The 20,024-nt window shown below is 61.6% G+C and carries 22 protein-coding genes and 1 pseudogene; 14 read left to right on the forward strand and 9 right to left on the reverse strand.

What is annotated here, in order from left to right; all coding sequences use genetic code 11:
- The first annotated feature begins 84 nt into the window (after nt 1-84).
- From ACQKKX_RS08645 to ACQKKX_RS08655, 3 genes are all read left to right on the forward strand, one after another.
- Nucleotides 85-1,053, forward strand: a complete 969-nt coding sequence (locus ACQKKX_RS08645) for an ABC transporter ATP-binding protein (RefSeq protein ID WP_427570198.1) — start codon at nt 85-87, stop codon at nt 1,051-1,053.
- A complete protein-coding gene (locus ACQKKX_RS08650; RefSeq protein WP_427570199.1) occupies nt 1,050-1,826 on the forward strand; it encodes an ABC transporter permease in 777 nt (258 codons plus the stop codon). The genes ACQKKX_RS08645 and ACQKKX_RS08650 overlap by 4 nt, the downstream gene beginning before the upstream one ends.
- A gap of 124 nt (nt 1,827-1,950) precedes the next feature.
- Nucleotides 1,951-2,472, forward strand: a complete 522-nt coding sequence (locus ACQKKX_RS08655; RefSeq protein ID WP_427570200.1) for a TIGR00645 family protein — start codon at nt 1,951-1,953, stop codon at nt 2,470-2,472.
- A 71-nt stretch (nt 2,473-2,543) separates the two neighbouring features.
- Here ACQKKX_RS08655 and ACQKKX_RS08660 read toward each other — a convergent pair.
- Both ACQKKX_RS08660 and ACQKKX_RS08665 read right to left on the reverse strand, forming a co-directional pair.
- Nucleotides 2,544-3,236: pseudogene (locus tag ACQKKX_RS08660) on the reverse strand (HPP family protein); the annotation flags it as partial.
- A 123-nt stretch (nt 3,237-3,359) separates the two neighbouring features.
- On the reverse strand, nt 3,360-4,562 hold the full coding sequence (locus ACQKKX_RS08665) for an MFS transporter (RefSeq protein WP_427570202.1): 1,203 nt from the start codon (nt 4,560-4,562) through the stop codon (nt 3,360-3,362).
- Nucleotides 4,563-4,635: 73 nt separating this feature from the next.
- Between ACQKKX_RS08665 and ACQKKX_RS08670 the strand changes: the two genes are divergently transcribed.
- Nucleotides 4,636-5,631, forward strand: coding sequence for an AraC family transcriptional regulator (locus tag ACQKKX_RS08670; RefSeq protein WP_427570203.1), 996 nt, complete (start codon nt 4,636-4,638; stop codon nt 5,629-5,631).
- 26 nt (nt 5,632-5,657) lie between these two features.
- Here the strand turns inward: ACQKKX_RS08670 and ACQKKX_RS08675 are convergent, their stop codons facing one another.
- From ACQKKX_RS08675 to cobS, 3 genes are read right to left on the reverse strand one after another with little or no spacing between them, the layout of a single operon-like run.
- Nucleotides 5,658-6,362, reverse strand: a complete 705-nt coding sequence (locus ACQKKX_RS08675) for a TIGR02281 family clan AA aspartic protease (protein ID WP_427570204.1) — start codon at nt 6,360-6,362, stop codon at nt 5,658-5,660.
- Entirely contained in the window at nt 6,359-6,598 is a 240-nt protein-coding gene (locus ACQKKX_RS08680; protein ID WP_427570205.1) for a DUF1289 domain-containing protein, read from the reverse strand. The genes ACQKKX_RS08675 and ACQKKX_RS08680 overlap by 4 nt, the downstream gene beginning before the upstream one ends.
- A gap of 9 nt (nt 6,599-6,607) precedes the next feature.
- Nucleotides 6,608-7,405, reverse strand: coding sequence for an adenosylcobinamide-GDP ribazoletransferase (gene cobS, locus ACQKKX_RS08685; RefSeq protein ID WP_427570609.1), 798 nt, complete (start codon nt 7,403-7,405; stop codon nt 6,608-6,610).
- A 100-nt stretch (nt 7,406-7,505) separates the two neighbouring features.
- Here cobS and cobT point away from each other — a divergent pair, with 100 nt between their 5' ends.
- Both cobT and ACQKKX_RS08695 read left to right on the forward strand, forming a co-directional pair.
- Nucleotides 7,506-8,528 (forward strand): nicotinate-nucleotide--dimethylbenzimidazole phosphoribosyltransferase, encoded by a 1,023-nt coding sequence (cobT, locus tag ACQKKX_RS08690; protein ID WP_427570207.1) that lies wholly within the window; start codon nt 7,506-7,508, stop codon nt 8,526-8,528.
- A gap of 92 nt (nt 8,529-8,620) precedes the next feature.
- Entirely contained in the window at nt 8,621-9,013 is a 393-nt protein-coding gene (locus tag ACQKKX_RS08695; RefSeq protein WP_427570209.1) for a diacylglycerol kinase, read from the forward strand.
- Nucleotides 9,014-9,081: 68 nt separating this feature from the next.
- On the opposite strand, the gene ACQKKX_RS08700 is transcribed toward ACQKKX_RS08695, so the two are convergent.
- Entirely contained in the window at nt 9,082-10,620 is a 1,539-nt protein-coding gene (locus ACQKKX_RS08700) for a sensor histidine kinase (protein ID WP_427570211.1), read from the reverse strand.
- 156 nt (nt 10,621-10,776) lie between these two features.
- On the opposite strand from ACQKKX_RS08700, the gene ACQKKX_RS08705 reads away from it, so the two are divergent.
- The 4 genes from ACQKKX_RS08705 to ACQKKX_RS08720 all read left to right on the forward strand — a co-directional run bounded on the left by ACQKKX_RS08705 (nt 10,777) and on the right by ACQKKX_RS08720 (nt 13,820).
- The gene (locus ACQKKX_RS08705; protein WP_427570212.1) at nt 10,777-11,337 is read left to right on the forward strand and encodes a thermonuclease family protein; all 561 of its coding nucleotides are present in this window, start codon (nt 10,777-10,779) and stop codon (nt 11,335-11,337) included.
- A gap of 64 nt (nt 11,338-11,401) precedes the next feature.
- Nucleotides 11,402-12,046 carry a uracil-DNA glycosylase family protein gene (locus ACQKKX_RS08710; RefSeq protein WP_427570610.1) on the forward strand — a complete coding sequence of 215 codons (645 nt, stop codon included), beginning with the start codon at nt 11,402-11,404 and terminating at the stop codon, nt 12,044-12,046.
- Between the two features lie 67 nt (nt 12,047-12,113).
- A complete protein-coding gene (locus tag ACQKKX_RS08715; RefSeq protein ID WP_427570214.1) occupies nt 12,114-12,605 on the forward strand; it encodes an Lrp/AsnC family transcriptional regulator in 492 nt (163 codons plus the stop codon).
- 195 nt (nt 12,606-12,800) lie between these two features.
- Nucleotides 12,801-13,820, forward strand: a complete 1,020-nt coding sequence (locus ACQKKX_RS08720) for an alpha/beta fold hydrolase (RefSeq protein ID WP_427570215.1) — start codon at nt 12,801-12,803, stop codon at nt 13,818-13,820.
- Nucleotides 13,821-13,866: 46 nt separating this feature from the next.
- Here the strand turns inward: ACQKKX_RS08720 and ACQKKX_RS08725 are convergent, their stop codons facing one another.
- Nucleotides 13,867-14,739, reverse strand: coding sequence for an NAD(P)-dependent oxidoreductase (locus tag ACQKKX_RS08725; protein ID WP_427570217.1), 873 nt, complete (start codon nt 14,737-14,739; stop codon nt 13,867-13,869).
- Between the two features lie 277 nt (nt 14,740-15,016).
- On the opposite strand from ACQKKX_RS08725, the gene ACQKKX_RS08730 reads away from it, so the two are divergent.
- Genes ACQKKX_RS08730 through ACQKKX_RS08745 form a run of 4 tightly spaced genes read left to right on the forward strand, consistent with a single transcriptional unit; the run spans nt 15,017 to nt 19,012 of the window.
- Nucleotides 15,017-15,982: an aliphatic sulfonate ABC transporter substrate-binding protein gene (locus ACQKKX_RS08730; RefSeq protein WP_427570219.1), complete on the forward strand. Its 966-nt coding sequence runs from the start codon at nt 15,017-15,019 to the stop codon at nt 15,980-15,982.
- 23 nt (nt 15,983-16,005) lie between these two features.
- Nucleotides 16,006-17,181: an FMNH2-dependent alkanesulfonate monooxygenase gene (gene ssuD / locus ACQKKX_RS08735; protein ID WP_427570220.1), complete on the forward strand. Its 1,176-nt coding sequence runs from the start codon at nt 16,006-16,008 to the stop codon at nt 17,179-17,181.
- A 21-nt stretch (nt 17,182-17,202) separates the two neighbouring features.
- Complete coding sequence (locus ACQKKX_RS08740) at nt 17,203-18,144, forward strand: ABC transporter permease subunit (protein ID WP_427570221.1); 942 nt, start codon at nt 17,203-17,205, stop codon at nt 18,142-18,144.
- A 10-nt stretch (nt 18,145-18,154) separates the two neighbouring features.
- A complete protein-coding gene (locus ACQKKX_RS08745) occupies nt 18,155-19,012 on the forward strand; it encodes an ABC transporter ATP-binding protein (protein ID WP_427570222.1) in 858 nt (285 codons plus the stop codon).
- A gap of 19 nt (nt 19,013-19,031) precedes the next feature.
- Here the strand turns inward: ACQKKX_RS08745 and ACQKKX_RS08750 are convergent, their stop codons facing one another.
- Together ACQKKX_RS08750 and ACQKKX_RS08755 are read right to left on the reverse strand one after the other, a co-directional pair.
- Nucleotides 19,032-19,451, reverse strand: a complete 420-nt coding sequence (locus tag ACQKKX_RS08750; RefSeq protein ID WP_427570224.1) for a CopD family protein — start codon at nt 19,449-19,451, stop codon at nt 19,032-19,034.
- Nucleotides 19,444-20,016: a DinB family protein gene (locus tag ACQKKX_RS08755; RefSeq protein ID WP_427570225.1), complete on the reverse strand. Its 573-nt coding sequence runs from the start codon at nt 20,014-20,016 to the stop codon at nt 19,444-19,446. The genes ACQKKX_RS08750 and ACQKKX_RS08755 overlap by 8 nt, the downstream gene beginning before the upstream one ends.
- Between the last annotated feature and the right edge of the window lie 8 nt (nt 20,017-20,024).

The raw sequence follows: 20,024 nt of genomic DNA on the forward strand, positions 1-20,024 counted from the left end.
AACGGGGAACAGCCGACAGGGGATGTTTTTCGGTGGCAGGTCACTTATATCCGGCGCCACACCGTTCCAGCCAGAAGTCTCTCCATGCTTGCAGTCCCGCCGAATTCCAGCAAACCGCCCGTCGTTTCCATCCGTGGCCTGACCAAGGTCTACGGGAACGGGTTCAAGGCGCTGAAGAGCGTCGATCTCGATATCCGCGAAGGCGAGATCCTCGCGCTTCTGGGGCCGAACGGTGCCGGAAAAACGACGATGATCTCGATCATCTGCGGGCTCGTCAACCCGACCGACGGGCAGGTGACGGTCGGCGGCCATGACGTGGTGCGCGATTTCCGCGAAACCCGCTCGATGATCGGCCTGGTTCCGCAGGAACTGACGACCGACCAGTTCGAAACGGTCATCAACACGGTGAGTTTTTCGCGTGGCCTGCACGGCAAGGGCAAGGATACGGCCCTGATCGAGCGGATCCTGAAAGACCTTTCGCTCTGGGACAAGCGCAACAACATGCTGCGCGAACTGTCCGGCGGCATGAAGCGACGCGTGCTGATCGCCAAGGCGTTGGCGCATGAACCGCGCATTCTCTTCCTCGACGAGCCGACCGCCGGTGTCGACGTGACGCTGCGGCGCGACATGTGGCAGGTGGTGAACAAGCTACGTCAAACCGGCGTCACCATCATTCTGACGACGCATTATATCGAGGAAGCCGAGGAGATCGCCGACCGCGTCGGTGTCATCAATGCCGGAGAATTGCTGCTGATCGAGAACAAGCGCACGCTGATGAAGAAGCTGGGCAGCAAGCAGCTGCGGCTGGAATTGACCAGGCCGATTGCAGCCGTGCCGCCGGGACTGGAAAGCTTCGAGCTCAAGCTCATCGATGACGGCCATGCGCTGATACATGATTATGCTGCCGACGAGACGCTCGGCAATGGTCATGACAGCCGGATCGCAGCGCTGATGAAGGCGCTCGCCGCCGCGGATGTGCCCCTTTCCGACATTTCCACCCATCAGAGTTCGCTCGAGGATATTTTCGTCAAGCTGATCGGAGAGCGGGCATGAGCGCGGCAAGATTCAATTTCGAAGCGGTGAAGGCGATCTACTTCTTTGAGATGGCGCGCATGCGCCGCACGCTTCTGCAGAGCGTCATCTCGCCGGTCATCACCACGTCGCTCTATTTCATCGTGTTCGGCACCGCGATCGGTTCACGCATTCAGGAAGTTGGCGGCGTTTCCTATGGCTCGTTCATCACGCCGGGCCTGATCATGCTGACATTGCTGACCCAATGTATCGCCAACGGCTCGATCGGCATCTATTTCCCGAAATTCACCGGGACGATCTACGAGCTTCTGTCCGCGCCGGTGGCGATGTCGGAAGTGCTGGTAGGGTATGTCGGTGCCGCCGCGAGCAAGGGACTGATCATTGGCCTGATCATTCTCGCCACGGCCTCGTTCTTCGTCGATATCCGCATCGCCCATCCCGTTATGATGGTGGTTTTCCTGGTGCTGACGGCGGTGACGTTCAGCCTCTTCGGTTTCATCATCGGCATCTGGGCAAAGAATTTCGAGCAGTTGAACATCGTGCCGATGCTGATCGTGCCGCCGCTCACCTTTCTCGGCGGCAGTTTCTACTCGATCGACATGCTGCCGCCCTTCTGGCAAGCCGTCAGCCATTTCAACCCGGTTCTTTATCTCGTCAGCGGTTTCCGCTGGAGTTTTTACGAGATCGCAGATGTCAATCCGGTCGTCAGCCTGGGGATGATCGGCCTGTTCCTGGTCATCTGCCTGTCCATCCTGGCCTGGATTTTCCGCACCGGTTACCGGCTCCGGAGCTGATGCCAAAGCCGGTTTGCGCTGGGAAAACCGCGACTTCGCGTCGCGGTGGCCTGTCGGCGTCTTGCGGGTGTGGTGGTCAGCGACTATCTGATCCGCACCCCAAGACAGTCGGAGTTGCACCCCCATGAAATCGCTGGAACTGCTCGTCGAGAAAATCATCCTGTCGAGCCGCTGGATCCTCGTCGCCTTTTACCTCGGCCTTGTCGCGGCTCTGGCAGTCTATGCGGTGTCCTTTGCTGCAAAATTCTGGAAGGTGGCGGCGAATGTCTTCACGCTGGATGAGAATGGGATGATCCTCGCCATGCTGGGCCTCATCGATGCGGCGCTGGTCGCCAGCCTGATCGTCATGGTGATGATTTCCGGCTACGAGAATTTCGTAAGCCGCTTCGACGAGACCGAGGCCGACGTCTCCTTTCTCGGCAAGCTGGATGCCGGCAGCCTGAAGATCAAGGTAGCCTCCTCGATCGTTGCGATCTCATCCATCCACCTCCTGCAGATCTTTCTCAATGCCAACCAGTACACCGACGGCAAGCTTCTGTGGTACACGATCATTCACCTGGCCTTCGTCGTATCTGCCGTCATGCTGGGATGGCTGGAAAAGATCATGGCATCCGTCAAGGCCGACAAGAACGAGCTGAAGATCTGATCGCGTCTCCGCTGACCGGGAAACAGAAACGGCGCCTTGCGAGGCGCCGTTTGTCATTTCATCGCGGTGCGCCTGGCTATGTGCTCGGCCTCCACCTGCCGCATCACGCGGATCAGGTCTTCCCGGTCGATGTCGAAGGTCTCGTCGAGATGGGCAAGCGCGGCATCGACATCCTCCTCCTCAAAATTCGGGATATCGGGCGGTACGGGAACGTTCGGCGCGGTGACGACGGGTGCCGGGCGGTGGGGATAGGAGCGTCCGCACAGGCGGTGGAAGACGATTCCGAAAATCGTCAGCAGAACCGCGTTGAGCATGACCGGCAGGATTGGAAAAAGGGCGCCCCAGGCATCGATCGCGCTGCCGCCGAGAACCGCCATCAAGGCGGCAGCGCCGCCGGGTGGATGCAGGCATCGCGCCGCCGACATTACCAGAATGGCCAGCGAGACTGCGATGCCCGTGGCCAGAACCGGGTCGGGCACGACATAGGCGACCAACAGGCCGACGGCGGCCGAGAGCGTGTTGCCGCCAATCACGGGCCAGGGCTGTGCCAGCGGACTGGCGGGCACGGCAAAAACCAGTACGGCGGATGCGCCCATCGGCGCCACCAGAAGCGGCGACAGGCCGTGTCGGGTCATGAGGCCGGCAAGCATGCCAGTCAGCGATATGCCTATGAGCGCGCCGAGGCCGGCGATCAGGCGTTCGCGCAGGCTGGCACCGGCAAGGATGGGGCTGAAGATGAGGGAGGCGATTTTGCGAGGGGGCATGGGACACTGACAGGATGATGATATGCGGTCCTTGCTCCCAAAACAGTCGATTGCCAAGGTTGAAAATTCCAAAAAAGGCCGGCCGAAAGGATCGGCCGACCGTGCGTGAGGGCAAGAGTGTGCCTAGCCCATCGACAGGCGACGTCGTTCGCCGCGGCTGGCCATGACCGAAGCGCCGAGAAGCGCACCGGCGGCCAGGAAGGTGACGACCGCGATTGGGCCTTGCGTTTCGATCAAGATGCCACCGAGAACCGCACCGCTGGAAATGGCGATCTGGAACGTGGTGAGCATCAATGCTCCAGCGCTTTCCGCCTCATCAGAACCGGCACGCACCACAAAGCTCTGCAGGCTGACCGGCAAGGCGCCAAAGGCGAGACCCCAGATGGCGACGGCGGTGGCTGCAACGATTTCCGAGCTTCCGGCCACTGCCATGCTGACCGCTGCTGCGGCGACCAGGCTTGCAAAGATCGTGATCGACAGGCGCGGGCTGCGTTCCGATACGAAGCCGCCAAGCAGGTTGCCGAAGAAGCCGGCAACGCCATAGGCGAGCAGGATCAGCGAGATCGTCTCGACGCCGAGATGCGGCACGCGCTCAAGGAACGGGCGGATATAGGTGAAGCCGGCAAAATGGCCGGTGATGACCAGAAGGATGGTGATGAGGCCGAGCCGCATGGCCGGACGGCGCAACAGCGCTGCCATCGTCGCAAGGCCGGCATGGCCGCTCGGCGGCATCGCCGGCAGTGTCGAGGCCTGAACCAGAAGGGCAACGGCGCCGATTCCCGCCGACAGGCCGAAGGCGGCCCGCCATCCCAGCGTTGCGCCGATCCAGGCCCCAAGCGGCGCGGCACAGACGGTGGCAAGCGAAACGCCGGCCATGATGATGGCCATGGCGCGCGGCATCAGATGCGGCGGCACGAGACGCATGGCAAGGGCAGCCGACATCGCCCAGAAACCGCCGAGCCCGATGCCGAGCAGGAAGCGGGCGGCAAGAAGCATATGGATGCTGGTGGCGGCAGCAGCGATGAGGCTGGAGATGATCAGTGTCATGGTCAGTGCGAGAACGGTCCAGCGTCGATCGAACTTGCGGGTGCCGATGATGACGCCGGGACCAGCGATGGCGGCGACGATGGCGGTCATGGTGATCGACTGGCCGGCAACGCCGGAGGTGACGGCAAGGTCACCGGAAATCGGCGTCAGCAGGCTGACGGGCAGGAATTCTGCGGTGACGAGCCCGAAGACGCCCAATGTCATGGAAACGACGGCGCCCCAGCGGGCGTGTTCGATCGTCCGGGCGTCGCGGCCCGGGGATGGGATATGGTCCAGCATGGGGATCTCCTGATTTGCTGTTGATCAAGGGATAGACGTGACGAGCTGGCGTTTCCATGCTAGAAACTCCGTCATGCTTGATCATTCGTCCAATTCTCTGCCCGATCTTCCGTCTGATCCGCTCAGCGAAATGTTGCGCGGCCTGAGGCTCGATGGCGTCGAATATGGCCGGTGCCGTCCGGCGTCACCCTGGGCGACGGCCTTCCCCGCCCAGGAGGCCGCACGGTTTCATTTCATCCAGTGCGGGTCCGCTGTGCTTCGGCTCGACGGACATGACGACTGGCTTGAACTGAAAGCCGGCGATGCCGTTCTCGTGCCGCGTGGCAACGCGCATGTGCTTGCCGGCGCCCCATCTGTGCAGCCGGTGCCGTTCGAGCGCTACGGACGCACGAAAATCTGCTCCGGCGTCTTCGATGTCGCCTGTCAGAAGGAGCCGGGCGAAACCCAGATGTTCAACGGCTCGATGCGCTTCAATCTCGACCGGCTGCATCCGCTATTGCAGATGATGCCGGATGTGATGACGACGATCGATCTTGCCCGCAGCGAGCCGACGATCCCCCATCTGCTTGACGCGATGGCGCGCGAGGTCGATCTCGATCGCGTCGGCGCCGGCGGCATTCTGGCGCGGCTGGCGGATGTGCTGATGGCAACGATGATCCGCACATGGGTGGAGCATGGCTGCGGCAAGACCAATGGCTGGGTCGCAGCGGTGCGCAGCCCCGATGTCGGGCGCGTGCTGGCAGCCATTCATCTGGAGCCTGAACGCGATTGGTCGGTGGTCGAACTTGCGCGGCACATGGGGGCCTCGCGTTCGGGCTTTGCCGAGCGGTTCGCCAAGGTGGTGGGCGAAACGCCAGCGCGCTACGTGGCGCGGGTGCGTATGCATCAGGCGCGGCTGTGGCTGAAAGAGGGCATGCGGGTTTCGGTCGTTGCCGATCGGCTGGGCTATGACGCCGAAGCCTCGTTCAGCCGCGCCTTCAAGCGTGTCATCGGTGCCCCGCCGAGCCATTTTCGCAGCCGGGCTGATGAGGTCGTACCCGCGGCGGCGCCGCTGATGGCGGCGGAATAGGCTGCAGCATTGCGCCTGACCCGGTGTTAGTCGCGCAGCCGCAATTCGTCCGTCTGGATCTGCAGCGAACCGAGCGTCGACAGAAACGTCATGCCGAGAAGGCTTTCGTCCAGACGTCCTTTCGATGCGACCATGGCGCGCACGTCACGCCGCACGATCGGACCGATCGCCATTTGATCGAGCCGTACCGGGGCGGCCATCGCGCGGCCGTTGGCGGTGGAGACGCTGACGGTAAAGGAGAGGTTTTCCGGATCGAGCCCGAGCGTCTGCGCGTCGTCCCAGGACAGCACGACGGCGCTTGCGCCGGTATCGACCAGCATCGGGACGGTGCGGCCGTTGACTTCGATGCGAGCCTGAAAATGACCGCCCATCGACCGGTGCAGGATCACCTCGGGACTGCCGTCGGCCGCAGTTGTAACGACGGCGCTGCCGGGGAGGAGGCCAGCCAGAAGGCGATTGCCGACCGCGGCAAAATCATTGCGATAAAGATAGCCGACCATCAATCCCATGATGATGACAAGCCAGATGGCGATCATGCGGGCGGTTTCGCCGAACCTGCCGTGTCGCCCGGCCAGTACGCCAGCGGACAGCATGGCGGCGATCGGAGCCAGGTAGACGAGGCTGGCGAAATCGTCATTGGCCATGCCGAACGTGCGGCCGCCTGCATCGTTGAAGATCAGAAGCGCCAGGCCGGCGCCGAGAACGAGGAGGACGACGGTCAGGCCATTCACGGTACGGCTCTCCTCGCGGACTTGTCCGTAACAGGCATGCTGGCGCTGCTCAGGCGGCCGGGCAGGGCGGCCATGATGCGCCGTCTGGAATCGTCGGACAGGTCACGCCAGAGGCCGATCTCGTCGAGCGAGCGGCCGCAGCCGATGCAATGGCCGGCCAGCCGGTCGTCGTGCGCCGCAATTGTGCAGATGCCGGTGCAGGGTGAAAGGGCGGGAGATGCAATCATCTTCGTCATATCGGGCGTTCACGTGGCCAGAGCAAGGGCGGTCAGCATCGCCATTGCCGTGACCTGTTGGGTGGCGCCGATCGTATCACCGGTATGGCCACCGAGTTTCCTGTCGACCAGGCGGGTGAAGGCGAAGGCGGCGGTGACGGCACAGGCAAGGGCGAAAAGCACCGAGCCCAGATGGTAGCTTGGTAGCAGAAGCAGAAACGCGAGAAGCGTGGCAAACGCCAGCGCGGTTGTACGGGCTCCGGTTTCGGGACTGCCAACGGCGACGGCGACGCCGTTTGTGCGCGCCGGCTTCAGCATGGACCAGTGCCAGACCATCAAGGCCCGGCTGGCGGCGCATGCCGACAGGAAGGCGAGGGCGGCTCCGAATGGGGAAAGGTCGGTGCCAAGCTGCGCCAGACCCGCACCGCGGATGCCGAATGACAGGATCAGCGCGACAACGCCATAGGAGCCGCTGCGGCTGTCCTTCATGATGGCAAGCGCATGGTCCCTGTCGCGACCGCCGCCGAGCCCGTCGGCCGCATCGGCAAGCCCATCCTCGTGCAGGCAGCCGGTGGTGAGCGCCAACGCGCCAAGCCCCAGGATCGCGGCAAGAAACGGTTGTGCTCCGACCGCGAGCGCGGCCCAGAACACGCAGATCGCCGGCAGCCCGATGACGAGGCCGGCCAGGGGAAACGCCCGCACGGCCCTCGAAATGCTGCCGTCATGGCCTTCGAAAAAGCGCGCGTGAACCGGTAGCCGGCTGAGAAAGCCGACCGAGCGGGCGATGTCCGCAATGAGTTCGCCGAGAAGATGATGTGCGTTTGGCAGTTGTTCCTCCGGCCGCGCCTGATAAACAGAGGGCCACAAAGCGGGATTCTGGGCGCAAACACAAGTCTCCCGCAGGACAGACATGACAAGGATGGATGATATGAGCGTGAGCGGCATGCCTTTCGACGATTTTCGCGTTCTTTTGCGCGAGCTGCCGGGGCCGGACCAGCGAGCCTTGGTGGCAGCGCGCGAGCGCGATGCTCAACTGACCAAACCGCCGGGCTCGCTCGGGCGTCTGGAGGAGATCGCCTTCTGGCTGGCCGCTTGGTCGGGCCGTTCGCCGGCCGTCAATCGCCCGCTGGTGGCGATCTTTGCCGGCAATCACGGCGTAACCCGGCATGGCGTGACGCCGTTCCCATCCTCGGTCACGCAGCAGATGGTGGAGAATTTCGCCGCCGGCGGCGCTGCCATCAACCAGATCTGCGTGACGCATGATCTTGGCCTGAAGATCTTCGATCTGGCACTGGATTATCCGACCGGCGACATCACCGTCGAACCGGCGCTGTCGGAGCGCGACTGCGCGGCGACCATGGCCTTCGGCATGGAGGCGATTGCCGGTGGCACTGATCTTCTGGTGATCGGTGAAATGGGCATCGGCAACACCACGATCGCCGCCGCCATCAACCTGGCTCTCTATGGGGGCACGGCCGAAGACTGGGTTGGGCCCGGTACCGGCTCGCAGGGCGATGTGCTGGCGCGCAAGGTCGCGGCCGTGAAGGCTGCTGTCGAATTCCACAAGGACCATCTCTCCGATCCTCTGGAAATTTTGCGTCGCCTGGGCGGGCGTGAAGTCGCGGCCATGGCCGGTGCGATCCTTGCCGCGCGCATGGAAAAGATCCCTGTCCTGATCGATGGCTATGTTGCGACATCGGCGGCAGCGATCCTGAGGGCGATCAACCCGTCCGCGCTCGACCATTGCCTGATCGGCCATGTGTCAGGCGAACCGGGACATCTTGCGGCGATCGAAAGACTGGGCAAGACGCCTCTTCTGGCGCTCGGCATGCGTCTGGGCGAGGGCACCGGCGCCGCACTCGCGGCCGGCATCGTCAAGTCCGCCGCGGCCTGTCATTCCGGCATGGCGACCTTTGCACAGGCTGGCGTGACGAACGGTGGTCAGAACTGATCGATTGCGGGATGGGCGGATCGCGGCGGAGGAGTCGTCGCGACGCGTGCCAGCCTTGTTGAGAATGTGACCGGCAAACCGAGGGCCCGGGCATGGAAATGACGCCGCTCGACAGCAATATCGAAAAGGCGAGCGGTCTGCGCCGTTTGGTCGCGGCCACACGCTACTCCCTACAAGGGCTGGTCCGGCTGTGGCAGGAGGAAGCGTTCCGCCATGAAGTGATCGCCTTTGCGATGGGCCTGGCCGTTTTCGCCGCGGTCGACGCGCGGCTTGGCGATTACCTCATCTATCTCGTGCTGATGCTGATACTGTTTGCGGTAGAGGCGCTGAATACCGCGATCGAGGAACTCGTCGACCGCATTTCGCCGGAAATCTCCACCGTCGGCCGGCATGCAAAAGATCTCGGATCGCTGGCGGTGTTCTGCCTGCTCTGCGCCAACGGCGTGTTTGCCGTCTACGTGGTCGTTGTTCGGATCGGCGGTTAGATGTTTCGCTACCACCGGCCGGCAGGAAACGAGTGACGACGACCGGATATGCGTTTGCGGCCCGCTGATCAGGCGAAGCTCTTGCGGCGACGTTCGATCGGCGGCGCGTCCTCGACCGCAGGCAGGCTCTGTAGCACCCGCGTTGCGGGCAGGATCGCGATCACCTCGGTTCCCTCGCGCAGCTTCGACTTCAGAATGAACTGCCCGTCATGCTTGGCAAGGATCGCCTGCACGATCGGCAGGCCGAGGCCTGTGCCCTGTTCGGCGCTCTTGATGGCGATCGAGCCCTGGCCGAAGGCGGACAGAACGACGGGAATTTCCTCTTCCGGAATGCCGGGTCCATTGTCCTTGATCGAGACATACTGACCGCCGCCGGCCGTCCAGCCGACCTTGACCATAACGTCGCCGCCCTGGCTGGTGAACTTGACGGCGTTCGACAGGAGGTTGAGCAAAACCTGGCGCATCGATTTCTCGTCCACCCAGACCTGCGGCATGTCCGGCTCGAACTGCTGCTGGATGGTGATGTTCTTGCCGCGGGCGCGCAGCTGTACCATGCCGATGCAATCCTCGGCGATTTCGAGAAGCGACAACGCCTCCTCGTTGAGATCGTAGCGTCCGGCCTCGATACGGGATAGGTCGAGAATTTCGTTGATCAGATTGAGAAGATGCTCGCCCGAACGGTGAATGTCGCCGGCATATTCCTTGTAGGTCGGATTGGCGAGCGGCCCGAGCACTTCCGAATTCATGACCTCGGAAAAGCCAAGAATGGCGTTGAGTGGCGTGCGCAACTCATGCGACATCGAGGCCAGAAAGCGCGATTTGGCGAGGTTGGCTTCCTCGGCGCGTCTGCGGGCTTCGTCCGACATCGAATTGGCCACTTCCAGTTCAGCGATCAGGTCGTCCTTTTCCGACTGATAGGACATCAGCGACAGGTTGGACTGATAGAGGCGGTTGGAAATGTAGTAGAACAGCACGAGCGCGGTAGCGACCATGGCCGTCAGCGCAAAATCCAGCGTGCTCTTGGTGATGATGGCGATCATCAGCAGCGTCAGCACGGTGGGGATAAAGGCGAACAGGGCGGCCTGACGCAGCATGAAACTGGTCATCGCGGTGATCGAGATCGCGACCAGCAGCACCGCCACCTTGTAGAAATAGAAGCCGTCGGTGCTGCCGCAGGCATCGCAGCGCTGGAAGGCAAACAGCGCCCAGCAGAAGCCGAGCCCAATTTGCCCGGCAAGCAGCCATTTGCGCCAGCGCAGCGCCTGCTGGGCGTTGAAATCGGCGCGAGCGACCCGTCTTGCCAGAACCAGGTTCAAAGCATGCATGGCGAGCGTCAGCAGGCCCCAGGATAAGAGACCGCTGTCGTGGTTGATGGCATAGCCGACCATGGTCACGAGGATGATGACAACGGGGGTGATCAGCGCGCTTTGCAGGACGGTTCGGACATGCTGGAACAGCATTTCCCGATCAAAGACATTGCTCCCCTGGGCGCTATACTGCAGTCTTTCGCGCGTAGCGCGCACGGCTTTGGACACGGGCTTGCGCCGGTGGGCGCGGGTGCGATCCACGATGATTTTGTCCGTCGATGTGCTGACGCCGTTACTCATTGCCCATGGACTGCTGACCCGGATGATGCGAGCCTAGTAGGAAATTATTAAGAAGGTCCTGATGCGAAAGAATTTGTTTTCCATTTTCCTGAAGCTTCTGTTGGGATTTGCGGCGGAAACATGATCAGGACTCCTTGGGGCACACAACGGAAGCGCATGCGCATCGGCCGGTTGCGCGATGCCGTGCTGACCCTGAGTTTTCTGTTTCTACTGGTGCTGATTGCCGCGCGACTGCAGGAGGGCGTGCAGCAATCCATCGCCGGTCCGTTTTTTGTGGTGGATGGGGATACTTTGGCGGCAGAGGGCGAGAGACTGAGGATTGCTGGCATGGATGCCCCGGAAATCGACCAGACTTGTGCACGCGACGGACAGGCCTGGGATTGCGGGCAGGAGGCGAAAACGGCCTTGCGGCAAGTGATGGCGCGGGGGAAGGCCACGTGTCACGGCAGCGAACGGGATCGATACGGGCGACTTCTTGTCGACTGTTTCGTCGATGGCCGCCCGGTGGCCGGCGCAATGGTCGGCGCCGGCATGGCGGTTGCGACGGGCATGATCACCTACCAAAAGGAACAGTCGGGCGCCAAGGCGGAACGCAAGGGGATTTGGGGCGGCGCGTTCGTTATGCCGGCCGAATGGCGGCGGCAGCGCATGCTGAAAAAGGACGCTGACGGCTTGTTCGCGCGGCTACGAGCTCTCCTCTCGCTGCAATGGTTGTGAGGTACGCATCATGTCTGACACCATGCCCGATCGGGCAACCGAGGTCGTGCAAGATGCCGCCACGATGCAGGCCGATGTTGATGGGGCGGATCGCCTCGACCTATTGCGTCGTTCGATCGCGAACTGCCGGCTCTGCCGCGATGTGCCTGTGCGCGGACCGGACGACCGGCTGCCGCACGAGCCGCGGCCGGTCGCCGTCCTGTCGTCCAGCGCCAGGATCCTGATCGCCGGGCAGGCGCCGGGTCTCAGAGTTCATGACAGTGGTCTGCCGTTCAATGATGCGTCCGGCGACAGATTGCGCGAATGGATGGCTGTCAGCCGGGAGGAGTTTTACGATCCCGCACGGTTTGCGATCGTGCCCATGGGCTTCTGTTTCCCCGGCTATGACGTTAACGGCAGCGATCTGCCACCGCGCCGCGAATGTGCACCGCTGTGGCGCAGGAGCGTGATCGACGCCATGCCGCAGATCGAGCTGATCCTGGCGATCGGACAATATGCGCAGGCCTGGCATCTTGGCACCAACAGGGCAGCGACGATGACGGCAACCGTCCAGCAGTGGCGCGCGAGCTATTTCGTCAACGATGGTCCGCGCATCCTTCCATTGCCGCATCCGAGCTGGCGAAACAGCGGATGGCTGAAACGCAACCCATGGTTCAGCACGGACGTTCTGCCGACATTGCGCCAGGATGTGGAAAGACTTTCGCGTTGAAAGATTATTCGGTTACATGTGCCAAAAATCGCGGTATGACGAAAAATAATTTCGAAGGGGAGAATATATGGACCGTCTCGATCGTAAGATCCTGCGCATCCTGCAGGAGGATTCCACTCTGGCCGTGGCCGACCTCGCCAAGAAGGTCGGACTGTCGACGACGCCCTGCTGGCGGCGTATCCAGAAAATGGAAGAGGATGGCGTCATCCGCCGCCGTGTGGCTCTGCTCGATCCGGTCAAGGTCAACACCAAGGTCACGGTCTTTGTGTCGATCCGCACCGCCAGCCATTCGATCGAATGGCTGAAGCGTTTTTCCGAAGTGGTCGTTGAATTTCCCGAAGTTGTCGAATTCTACCGCATGAGCGGCGACGTGGATTATCTGCTGCGTGTCGTCGTGCCGGATATCGCCGCCTATGACGCCTTCTACAAACGCCTGATCGCCAAGATCGAGATCCGGGACGTCTCCTCCGTCTTTGCGATGGAGCAGATTAAGTACACGACCGAACTGCCGCTCGACTACATGACGCTGGATAACCAGAAGTCGCAGGTCGAGGAATAAGGTTCTGTCTTCGGCGTCGGCTCAGGGCCGACGCCATTTGCCAAATGCGTATGCTTCAGCACTTCTCCTAATCAAATCCGATCGATAAACAACTTTCACGGCCACGTCATTGCGCGTTGTCGTGAGATGACTTTTGTCTAGCTCTGCCGGTGGACGGTGCGCGCGAACTGCGTCCCGCTATCAGAGGAGTTTTTCATGTCCATTCGATCCCTGACATCAGCCGCGATGCTTGCTGCACTGGCCTGCACTGCCTTGCCTGCTGTGAGTGCAGCACAGGAGCGCCCGACTTATGGCCCGCGCCTTGAGGGTTTCGATTATCCTTTCAAGACCGAAGTGTTCAACCTCGACAGCCAGCGCCAGAAGCTGGAAATGGTGTTCATGGATATCGCGGCTGAAAACCCGAACGGCCGCACTGTCGTGCTGCTGCACGGCAAGAATTTCTGTGGCGCGACCTGGGAAGGCACGATCGGCCAGTTGAGCAATGCCGGTTATCGGGTGATAGCGCCCGATCAGGTCGGGTTCTGCAAGTCCAGCAAGCCGACCGGATATCAGTTCAGTTTCCACCAATTGGCGGAAAACACCAAGGCGCTTCTCGAAAGCCGCGGCATCGACAAGGCGACAGTGATCGGCCACTCGATGGGCGGCATGCTGGCGACGCGGTTTGCGCTGATGTACCCCGAAACGACCGAAAAGATGGTGCTGGTCAACCCGATCGGGCTGGAGGACTGGAAGGCGAAGGGCGTGCCTTACCAGACGATCGAGGCGGCGTTCGAAGGTGAAAAGAAGACCAGCTTTGATAGTATCAAGACCTATCAGCAGAAATTCTATTATTCGGGCGAATGGAAGCCGGATTACGACAAATGGGTGGAGATGGGCGCCGGCATGTACCTAGGCGAGGGCGGCGATCAGGTGGCCTGGAACCAGGCGCTGACCTCGGACATGGTGTTTACCCAGCCGGTCGTGCATGAATTTGCGCAGGTGAAAGTGCCGACGCTGCTGATGATTGGCATGACCGACAAGACGGCGCCGGGAGCCAACCGCGCGCCAGAAGAGATTGCCTCTACGCTTGGCGACTATACGCAGCTTGGCAAGGATGCAGCCAAAGACATTCCGGGCGCAAAGCTGGTCGAGTTCGAGGACCTTGGCCACTCGCCGCAGATCCAGGCGCCGGAGCGTTTCCACGAGGCGCTGCTGGAAGGGCTGAAGGAAAGCTGAGGAAGCAGATAAGGAAAGGGCGGCATTTGCGGCCCTTTCTGTTTCCTTATTTCCGTTCCAGCCGGGCAAGCAGCGAGGACGTGTCCCAGCGATTGCCGCCCATGGCCTGCACGTCGCCATAGAACTGATCGACAAGGGCCGCCAGCGGCAGTTTGGCGCCGTTGTTGCGGGCTTCCTCCAGCACGATGCCAAGATCCTTGCGCATCCAGTCCACCGCGAAGCCGAAATCATACTTGCCTTCGTTCATCGTCCTGTGACGGGCTTCCATCTGCCAGGATCCGGCGGCACCCTTGGAAATCACCTCCACCACCTTTTCGATGTCGAGGCCGGCCTGTTTGCCAAAATGGATGGACTCGGCCAGACCCTGAACAATGCCGGCGATGCAGATCTGGTTCATCATCTTGGTCAGCTGCCCCGAACCGACCGGACCCATCAGGCCGACCATGCGGGAAAAGGCGTCGATGACCGGTTTTGCCTTGTCGAAGCTTGCCTGATCACCACCGCACATCACCGTCAGAACGCCGTTTTCGGCACCGGCCTGACCGCCGGAAACTGGGGCGTCGATGAAACCGATATTCCTTTCGGCAGCAGCGGCAGCGAGTTCGCGCGCCACATCGGCACTGGCGGTGGTGTTGTCGATCAGGATAGCGCCGGGTTTCATGCCGGCCAGAACGCCGGTTTCACCAAGCGTGACCGAGCGCAGGTCGTCGTCATTACCGACGCAGGTGAAAACGAAATCGGCGCCGTCGGCAGCTTCAGCTGGCGTGGCGCCGGTCCTGCCGCCGAACTTTTTCGCCCAGTCGTCGGCCTTGGCAGCGGTACGGTTATAGACGGTGACCTCGTGGCCGCCCTTTTCTGCAAGATGCCCCGCCATCGGGAACCCCATGACCCCAAGACCGATGAATGCCACTTTCGCCATGCCAACCTCCAATGATGTGCTTGTTCAGGCTTAGAACAAACCGGGAGCAGCGGAAAGCACGCAGATGCGAAAAATCATTTTTCGTTATGCGGCCGGTTCGGCAGGTTTAGGAGTTTCACATTCCGATATGGCCGAAAGCCAGAAATCAAAACTCGAAAACATGGGTTTTTTTGAAACGCGCCAATGTCGACCAAGGCAATAGAGTATGGGAGCCTGTGATCCATCGATGAGCCGCCGACGGTGATGGCACCGCGGGGTCGAAAAGGGGATGGGTTCGATGGTTACACGCAGGCAGACACTCGGGCTGATCGGTGCCGCAGCGGTTTCGACGGTTCTTCCGATTGCGGGAAGCGCGCTGGCGGCGGCGAAGGAATTGCGCATCGGCTGGCAGAAGAACGGCGTGCTGGCGCTCGCCAAAAGCCAGGGCGCGCTGGAAAGACGCTTTGCCGATCGCGGCATCAAGGTGACGTGGTCGGAATTCACTTCCGGCCCGCCGCTGCTGGAGGCGCTCGGCGCAGGTGCGCTGGATTTCGGCCCGACCGGCGACGTGCCGCCGCTGTTTGCGCAGGCCGCGCGCGGAAACCTGCTTTATGTCGGCACCTATCGCGGCAGCGGACAGGGGTCTGCCATTCTCGTGCGCAAGGATAGCCCAATTCAGTCAGTCGCCGACCTGAAGGGCAAGAAGTTGGCCTTCAAGCGTGGCTCCAGCGCCCATAACGTGACCGTCAAGGTGCTGCGCAACGGTGGGCTTGCTCCAACCGACGTGACGCAGCTCGACCTCGCACCGCCGGATGCGGCCGCCGCCTTCAAGAACGGCTCGATCGACGCATGGTCGATCTGGGATCCTTACACCGCGATTGCCGAGGCCGACCCGAACACCCGGGTGCTGACGACGGCGGAAGGTGTCGTTGACAGCTGGAGCTATTTCCTCGGCAACGGTGATTTCGTCGGTGTAAACGGCGATCTGATCGTTGAGATCATTGATGAACTGAAGAAGGTCGGAACGGCTGCGCAGAGCAATTTCGATGACACGGTGAAGGCGATCACCTCGATCACCGGCGTGCCGGAAAACGTCACCAAGGTCGTGCTGTCGCGTCGCGGGGCTGACCTCGGCGCCGTCTCGACGCTGCCGGAGGCTGCCGTTCAATACCAGCAGGCGCTGGCCGACGAGTTTTACGATCTCAAGATCATTCCCCGCAAACTCGACATCAGCGACATCGTCTGGCGTCCGAAAGCCAGCTGAGCCGGACAGAGAGGAGCACCGACATGAGCGATATATCCAACCCCATTGATTTCCTGTGGTTCATCCCAACAGCTGGCGACGGTGCCTATCTAGGCGGGTCCGAATTGAACCGTCCACCGGAAAACCGCTATCTGCGCGAACTGGCACAGACGGTGGACCGGCTGGGTTATTCTGGCGTGCTTCTGCCAACTGGCGTTTCCTGCGAGGAATCCTTCGTGACTGCCGCATCGCTGGCGCCGTTCACGGAAAGGCTGAAGTTTCTGGTGGCGATCCGTCCGGGCACGGCATCTCCGGCCTACTACGCGCGGCTGGCGGCAGCGCTCGACCGTGTTTCGAACGGCAGGCTTCTGCTCAATATCGTTGTCGGCGGCAATCCGTCGGAGCTGGCCGGTGACGGAATTTTTCTCGAGCATGACGAGCGTTATTCCCATGCGGAAGAGTTCTTTCAGGTTTTCGAGGATCTCGTCACCACTGGGCATGCAGATCTCGACGGCAAGCATATCAGGGCGAAAGGCGCCAAGCTTGGTTTCCCGACCATCCAGCAGCCGCGACCGCCGCTTTATTTTGGCGGTTCATCGGATGCCGGCATCGAGTTTTTCGCCGGACGCGCCGACAAATACCTGACCTGGGGCGAACCGCCGGAGCAGGTGGAGCAGAAGATCAGGACGGTGCGGGCGGCGGCCGAAAAACAGGGTAGGGATGTCTCCTTCGGTATCCGCCTGCATTTCATCGTGCGCGAGACCGATGAAGAAGCGTGGGAGGCGGCAGACAAGCTGATCTCCAAACTGTCAGACGAGACGATCGCCAAGGCGCAGGCGCATTTTGCGACCGAGTCCGACTCGGTCGGGCAACGGCGCATGGCGGCGCTTCACAACGGGCGTCGCGATAAGCTGGAAGTTTCACCGAACCTGTGGGCCGGTATCGGGCTGGTGCGCTCAGGCGCTGGCACGGCGCTGGTCGGTTCGCCGAAAACGGTGGCGGCAAGGCTTCGTGAATACCAGGAGCTTGGCATCGAGACGGTCATCGGTTCCGGTTATCCGCATCTGGAAGAGGCTTATCGCGTTGCGGAACTGCTGTTTCCGGAGCTGGGCATTACGCGTGAAGAACAGCGGGCCGGGTTCAGCAACGAGTTTGCTGCGGCAAAGCCGATCTTTGGTGGCGGCGGGCACGCGACCGTGCGTGCCGTTGCGGCATCCTGATAACCCGTGGAGGCTTGGCCGATGACGACGATCGATACGTTTTCCGAAGGGCGAACGCTGCAGCGGGCGACCAGTGGCACGCCCCAAACTTTGACCACGGGCGCGCTGACCGACGAGAGGTCAAGCCGCCAGCAAAACAACCCTCCCAAGGGCGCGGCGGACGGTGTGCAGGCAAAGGGCGGGAAACCGTCTGGCCTGCGCACCATCTCGCGCGCGGCATGGCTGCCTTATCTCGTGCCGGTGGCATTGGTGGCCGTGTGGCAGGCCCTGTCGTCACTCGGTGTGATTTCCGATCGCATCATGCCGTCGCCGGTGGCGGTGGTGGCGGCATTCTGGGAACGGCTGCTGTCCGGCGAACTGGCTCGGGATGTCGCAGTCAGTGGCGCACGGGCGCTCGGCGGACTGGTGATCGGGGGGTCGATCGGTTTTCTGCTGGGCATTGCTAATGGCGTTTCAAAACTGTCTGAACAGTTGACCGATACGACCTTGCAGATGCTGCGCACCATCCCCCATCTGGCGATGATCCCGCTGGTCATCCTGTGGTTTGGCATCGGCGAGGAGGCAAAGCTGTTTCTCACCTCGCTCGGCGTTCTCTTCCCGATCTATCTCAACACCTATCACGGCGTGAAGAATGTTGATCGTGATCTGGTCGAGATGGGAAAAGTCTACGGCATGAGCAACTGGTCGCTGTTCCGCAAGGTGATCTTTCCGGGCGCACTGCCGTCGATCTTTGTCGGGCTTCGTTATGCGCTCGGCATCATGTGGCTGACGCTGATCGTCTCCGAGTCGATCGCCGCCAATTCGGGCATCGGCTACATGGCCAATACCGCCCGCGAGTTCATGATGACCGATGTCGTTGTGCTGGCACTGGTCATCTATGCGACGCTCGGCAAGCTCGCCGATGTCATCGCTCGCTCACTTGAGCGTTGGGCCTTGTCCTGGAACGTGGCCTATCGGGCCTGAGGAGACGATCATGCCAGTCAGTTCCTATCTTTACCCGACCGCTATGGTTTGGGATGCGTTCGAGCTTCACGAAAGAGCCCATTTCTCCAATGCAAGCGAGGTGCTGCCGATCGCCGCGCCTCCGGTTTTGCCCAAGGCTCCTGCCGGACTTCGCCTGCGCGGCGTTGAAAAGGCATTTGGCGATAACCGTGTTCTGCGCGGTATCGACCTCGATGTGCCGGCCGGGCAGTTCGTCGCCATCGTCGGAAAGAGCGGTTGCGGCAAAAGCACGCTTTTGCGGCTGTTGGTCGGACTGGATGAGCCGACCGGTGGCGAGATCGATTTCATCGACGATGGCGGTGACCGCGTTGCGCCGGATGCCCGCATCGTGTTTCAGGAGCCGCGCTTGCTGCCGTGGTTTTCGGTGGCTGACAATGTTGCCGTTGGTCTGGGCGATGGCGTCCCAAAAGCGTTTGCACGACGCGAGGCCGAACTGGTGCTGGATGAGGTCCAACTTTCCGAGAAGGCGAGAGAATGGCCGGCAAAGCTATCGGGCGGACAGAGGCAACGTGTGGCGCTGGCACGCGCGCTGGTCAGCCGGCCGGGGCTGCTGGCGCTGGACGAGCCGCTTGGCGCGCTCGATGCCCTGACCCGCATCAGCATGCAACAATTGCTCACAAGGGTTTGGCGGGAACTGGGTTTTACCGCAGTGCTCGTCACGCATGACGTTACGGAAGCCGTGCATCTGGCCGACCGGGTCATCGTGCTGGACGAGGGCGAAGTGAAGCTCGACCTTGCGGTGCCGCAGGCGCATCCGCGTCACCATGGCGATCCGGAACTGGCGCTGCTGGAGGGCCAGCTTCTGGCGGCTATCCTCGGCGAAAGCTGAGGATAGCCGGACCCGTTCGTCAGAACGGTTTCAGAACCGCCAGCGCCACGATGATGACCGTCGAGACGAGAATGATCGGCATGCCGGCACGCACGAACGCGGGCGGGTCCAGTTTCGGATCCTTGGCCATGCGGCGCATCCAGCCCTGCTGCATGCCGTGCAATGCCGACAGAAGCACCACGAACAGCAGTTTCGCGTGCAGCCAGCCATTGCCGGCAAAGCCGATGTAACCGAAGGCCAGCCACAGGCCAAAGATCCACGCGCCGGCGAGCGCGGTCGTGTTGACGATACGGTCGTATTTGCGCAGCACCTCGATCACGCCGGTGCGGATGGCCGGCGGCACCATGCCGATGGCAAAGGCATTGACCAGCAGGCCGGCGACCAGCACAAAGTTTGAGATCAGGTGCAGGGCCTTGAGACAGAGATAGAGATCAGGCATGGGCGGTTCCCCAGATTAGGGCTTCGGTAAAGGCGAGTTCGGCAAAATCCTGACGCCTCAGCGCCTGTTCTGCCGGGTCGGCGGTAAAAAACTCATCCAGCTGCGGCGGACGAATCCGCGTTCCCGATAACATGGCATGCACCTGACCGCGATGGTGGATCTGGTGCTGGAAGAGATGCAGCAGGGTGCGATCGGCTGTTTCCACCTGAATATGCGTGGCGCGGGGGATGCGAATCTCGGCGGCGAGGCCCGCTTGGTCAAGATGCCGACAGTGGTCGATCAGGCGACGGTCGGCAGCGCGTTGTTCCCGCTCGAGGTCCGCAAAGTCGGGACAGGGGATTTCCGGGGCAAAGGCGGCGGCTCCGATGCAAGCGCCTTCGAGCGCGCTGATATAGAGCCAGTCGACGGTGAGGATATGATTGAGCGTGTGGATGATCGACGGGAAGAAATTCTGGCGCGCCATGCTCAGTTCTTCCGCAGACAATTGCCCGCAGGCCTTCAAAAGCCGATGATTGGCCCAGGCATTGTTATAGGCCTGGGCGACAAAGTATCGCTGCGCGTTCATCCGAGTTC

This window comes from Neorhizobium sp. NPDC001467, assembly GCF_050275975.1.
Taxonomy (GTDB): domain Bacteria; phylum Pseudomonadota; class Alphaproteobacteria; order Rhizobiales; family Rhizobiaceae; genus Neorhizobium.

What these genes read in the sequence shown, in the direction of transcription:
- ACQKKX_RS08645 (WP_427570198.1), top strand. Translation starts at nt 85, where the DNA reads ATGCTTGCAGTCCCGCCGAATTCCAGCAAACCGCCCGTCGTTTCCATC.
- ACQKKX_RS08650 (WP_427570199.1), top strand. Translation starts at nt 1,050, where the DNA reads ATGAGCGCGGCAAGATTCAATTTCGAAGCGGTGAAGGCGATCTACTTC.
- ACQKKX_RS08655 (WP_427570200.1), top strand. Translation starts at nt 1,951, where the DNA reads ATGAAATCGCTGGAACTGCTCGTCGAGAAAATCATCCTGTCGAGCCGC.
- ACQKKX_RS08665 (WP_427570202.1), bottom strand. Translation starts at nt 4,562, where the DNA reads ATGCTGGACCATATCCCATCCCCGGGCCGCGACGCCCGGACGATCGAA.
- ACQKKX_RS08670 (WP_427570203.1), top strand. Translation starts at nt 4,636, where the DNA reads ATGCTTGATCATTCGTCCAATTCTCTGCCCGATCTTCCGTCTGATCCG.
- ACQKKX_RS08680 (WP_427570205.1), bottom strand. Translation starts at nt 6,598, where the DNA reads ATGACGAAGATGATTGCATCTCCCGCCCTTTCACCCTGCACCGGCATC.
- cobT (WP_427570207.1), top strand. Translation starts at nt 7,506, where the DNA reads ATGAGCGTGAGCGGCATGCCTTTCGACGATTTTCGCGTTCTTTTGCGC.
- ACQKKX_RS08695 (WP_427570209.1), top strand. Translation starts at nt 8,621, where the DNA reads ATGGAAATGACGCCGCTCGACAGCAATATCGAAAAGGCGAGCGGTCTG.
- ACQKKX_RS08700 (WP_427570211.1), bottom strand. Translation starts at nt 10,620, where the DNA reads ATGAGTAACGGCGTCAGCACATCGACGGACAAAATCATCGTGGATCGC.
- ACQKKX_RS08705 (WP_427570212.1), top strand. Translation starts at nt 10,777, where the DNA reads ATGCGCATCGGCCGGTTGCGCGATGCCGTGCTGACCCTGAGTTTTCTG.
- ACQKKX_RS08710 (WP_427570610.1), top strand. Translation starts at nt 11,402, where the DNA reads ATGCAGGCCGATGTTGATGGGGCGGATCGCCTCGACCTATTGCGTCGT.
- ACQKKX_RS08715 (WP_427570214.1), top strand. Translation starts at nt 12,114, where the DNA reads ATGGACCGTCTCGATCGTAAGATCCTGCGCATCCTGCAGGAGGATTCC.
- ACQKKX_RS08720 (WP_427570215.1), top strand. Translation starts at nt 12,801, where the DNA reads ATGTCCATTCGATCCCTGACATCAGCCGCGATGCTTGCTGCACTGGCC.
- ACQKKX_RS08725 (WP_427570217.1), bottom strand. Translation starts at nt 14,739, where the DNA reads ATGGCGAAAGTGGCATTCATCGGTCTTGGGGTCATGGGGTTCCCGATG.
- ACQKKX_RS08730 (WP_427570219.1), top strand. Translation starts at nt 15,017, where the DNA reads ATGGTTACACGCAGGCAGACACTCGGGCTGATCGGTGCCGCAGCGGTT.
- ssuD (WP_427570220.1), top strand. Translation starts at nt 16,006, where the DNA reads ATGAGCGATATATCCAACCCCATTGATTTCCTGTGGTTCATCCCAACA.
- ACQKKX_RS08740 (WP_427570221.1), top strand. Translation starts at nt 17,203, where the DNA reads ATGACGACGATCGATACGTTTTCCGAAGGGCGAACGCTGCAGCGGGCG.
- ACQKKX_RS08745 (WP_427570222.1), top strand. Translation starts at nt 18,155, where the DNA reads ATGCCAGTCAGTTCCTATCTTTACCCGACCGCTATGGTTTGGGATGCG.
- ACQKKX_RS08750 (WP_427570224.1), bottom strand. Translation starts at nt 19,451, where the DNA reads ATGCCTGATCTCTATCTCTGTCTCAAGGCCCTGCACCTGATCTCAAAC.
- ACQKKX_RS08755 (WP_427570225.1), bottom strand. Translation starts at nt 20,016, where the DNA reads ATGAACGCGCAGCGATACTTTGTCGCCCAGGCCTATAACAATGCCTGG.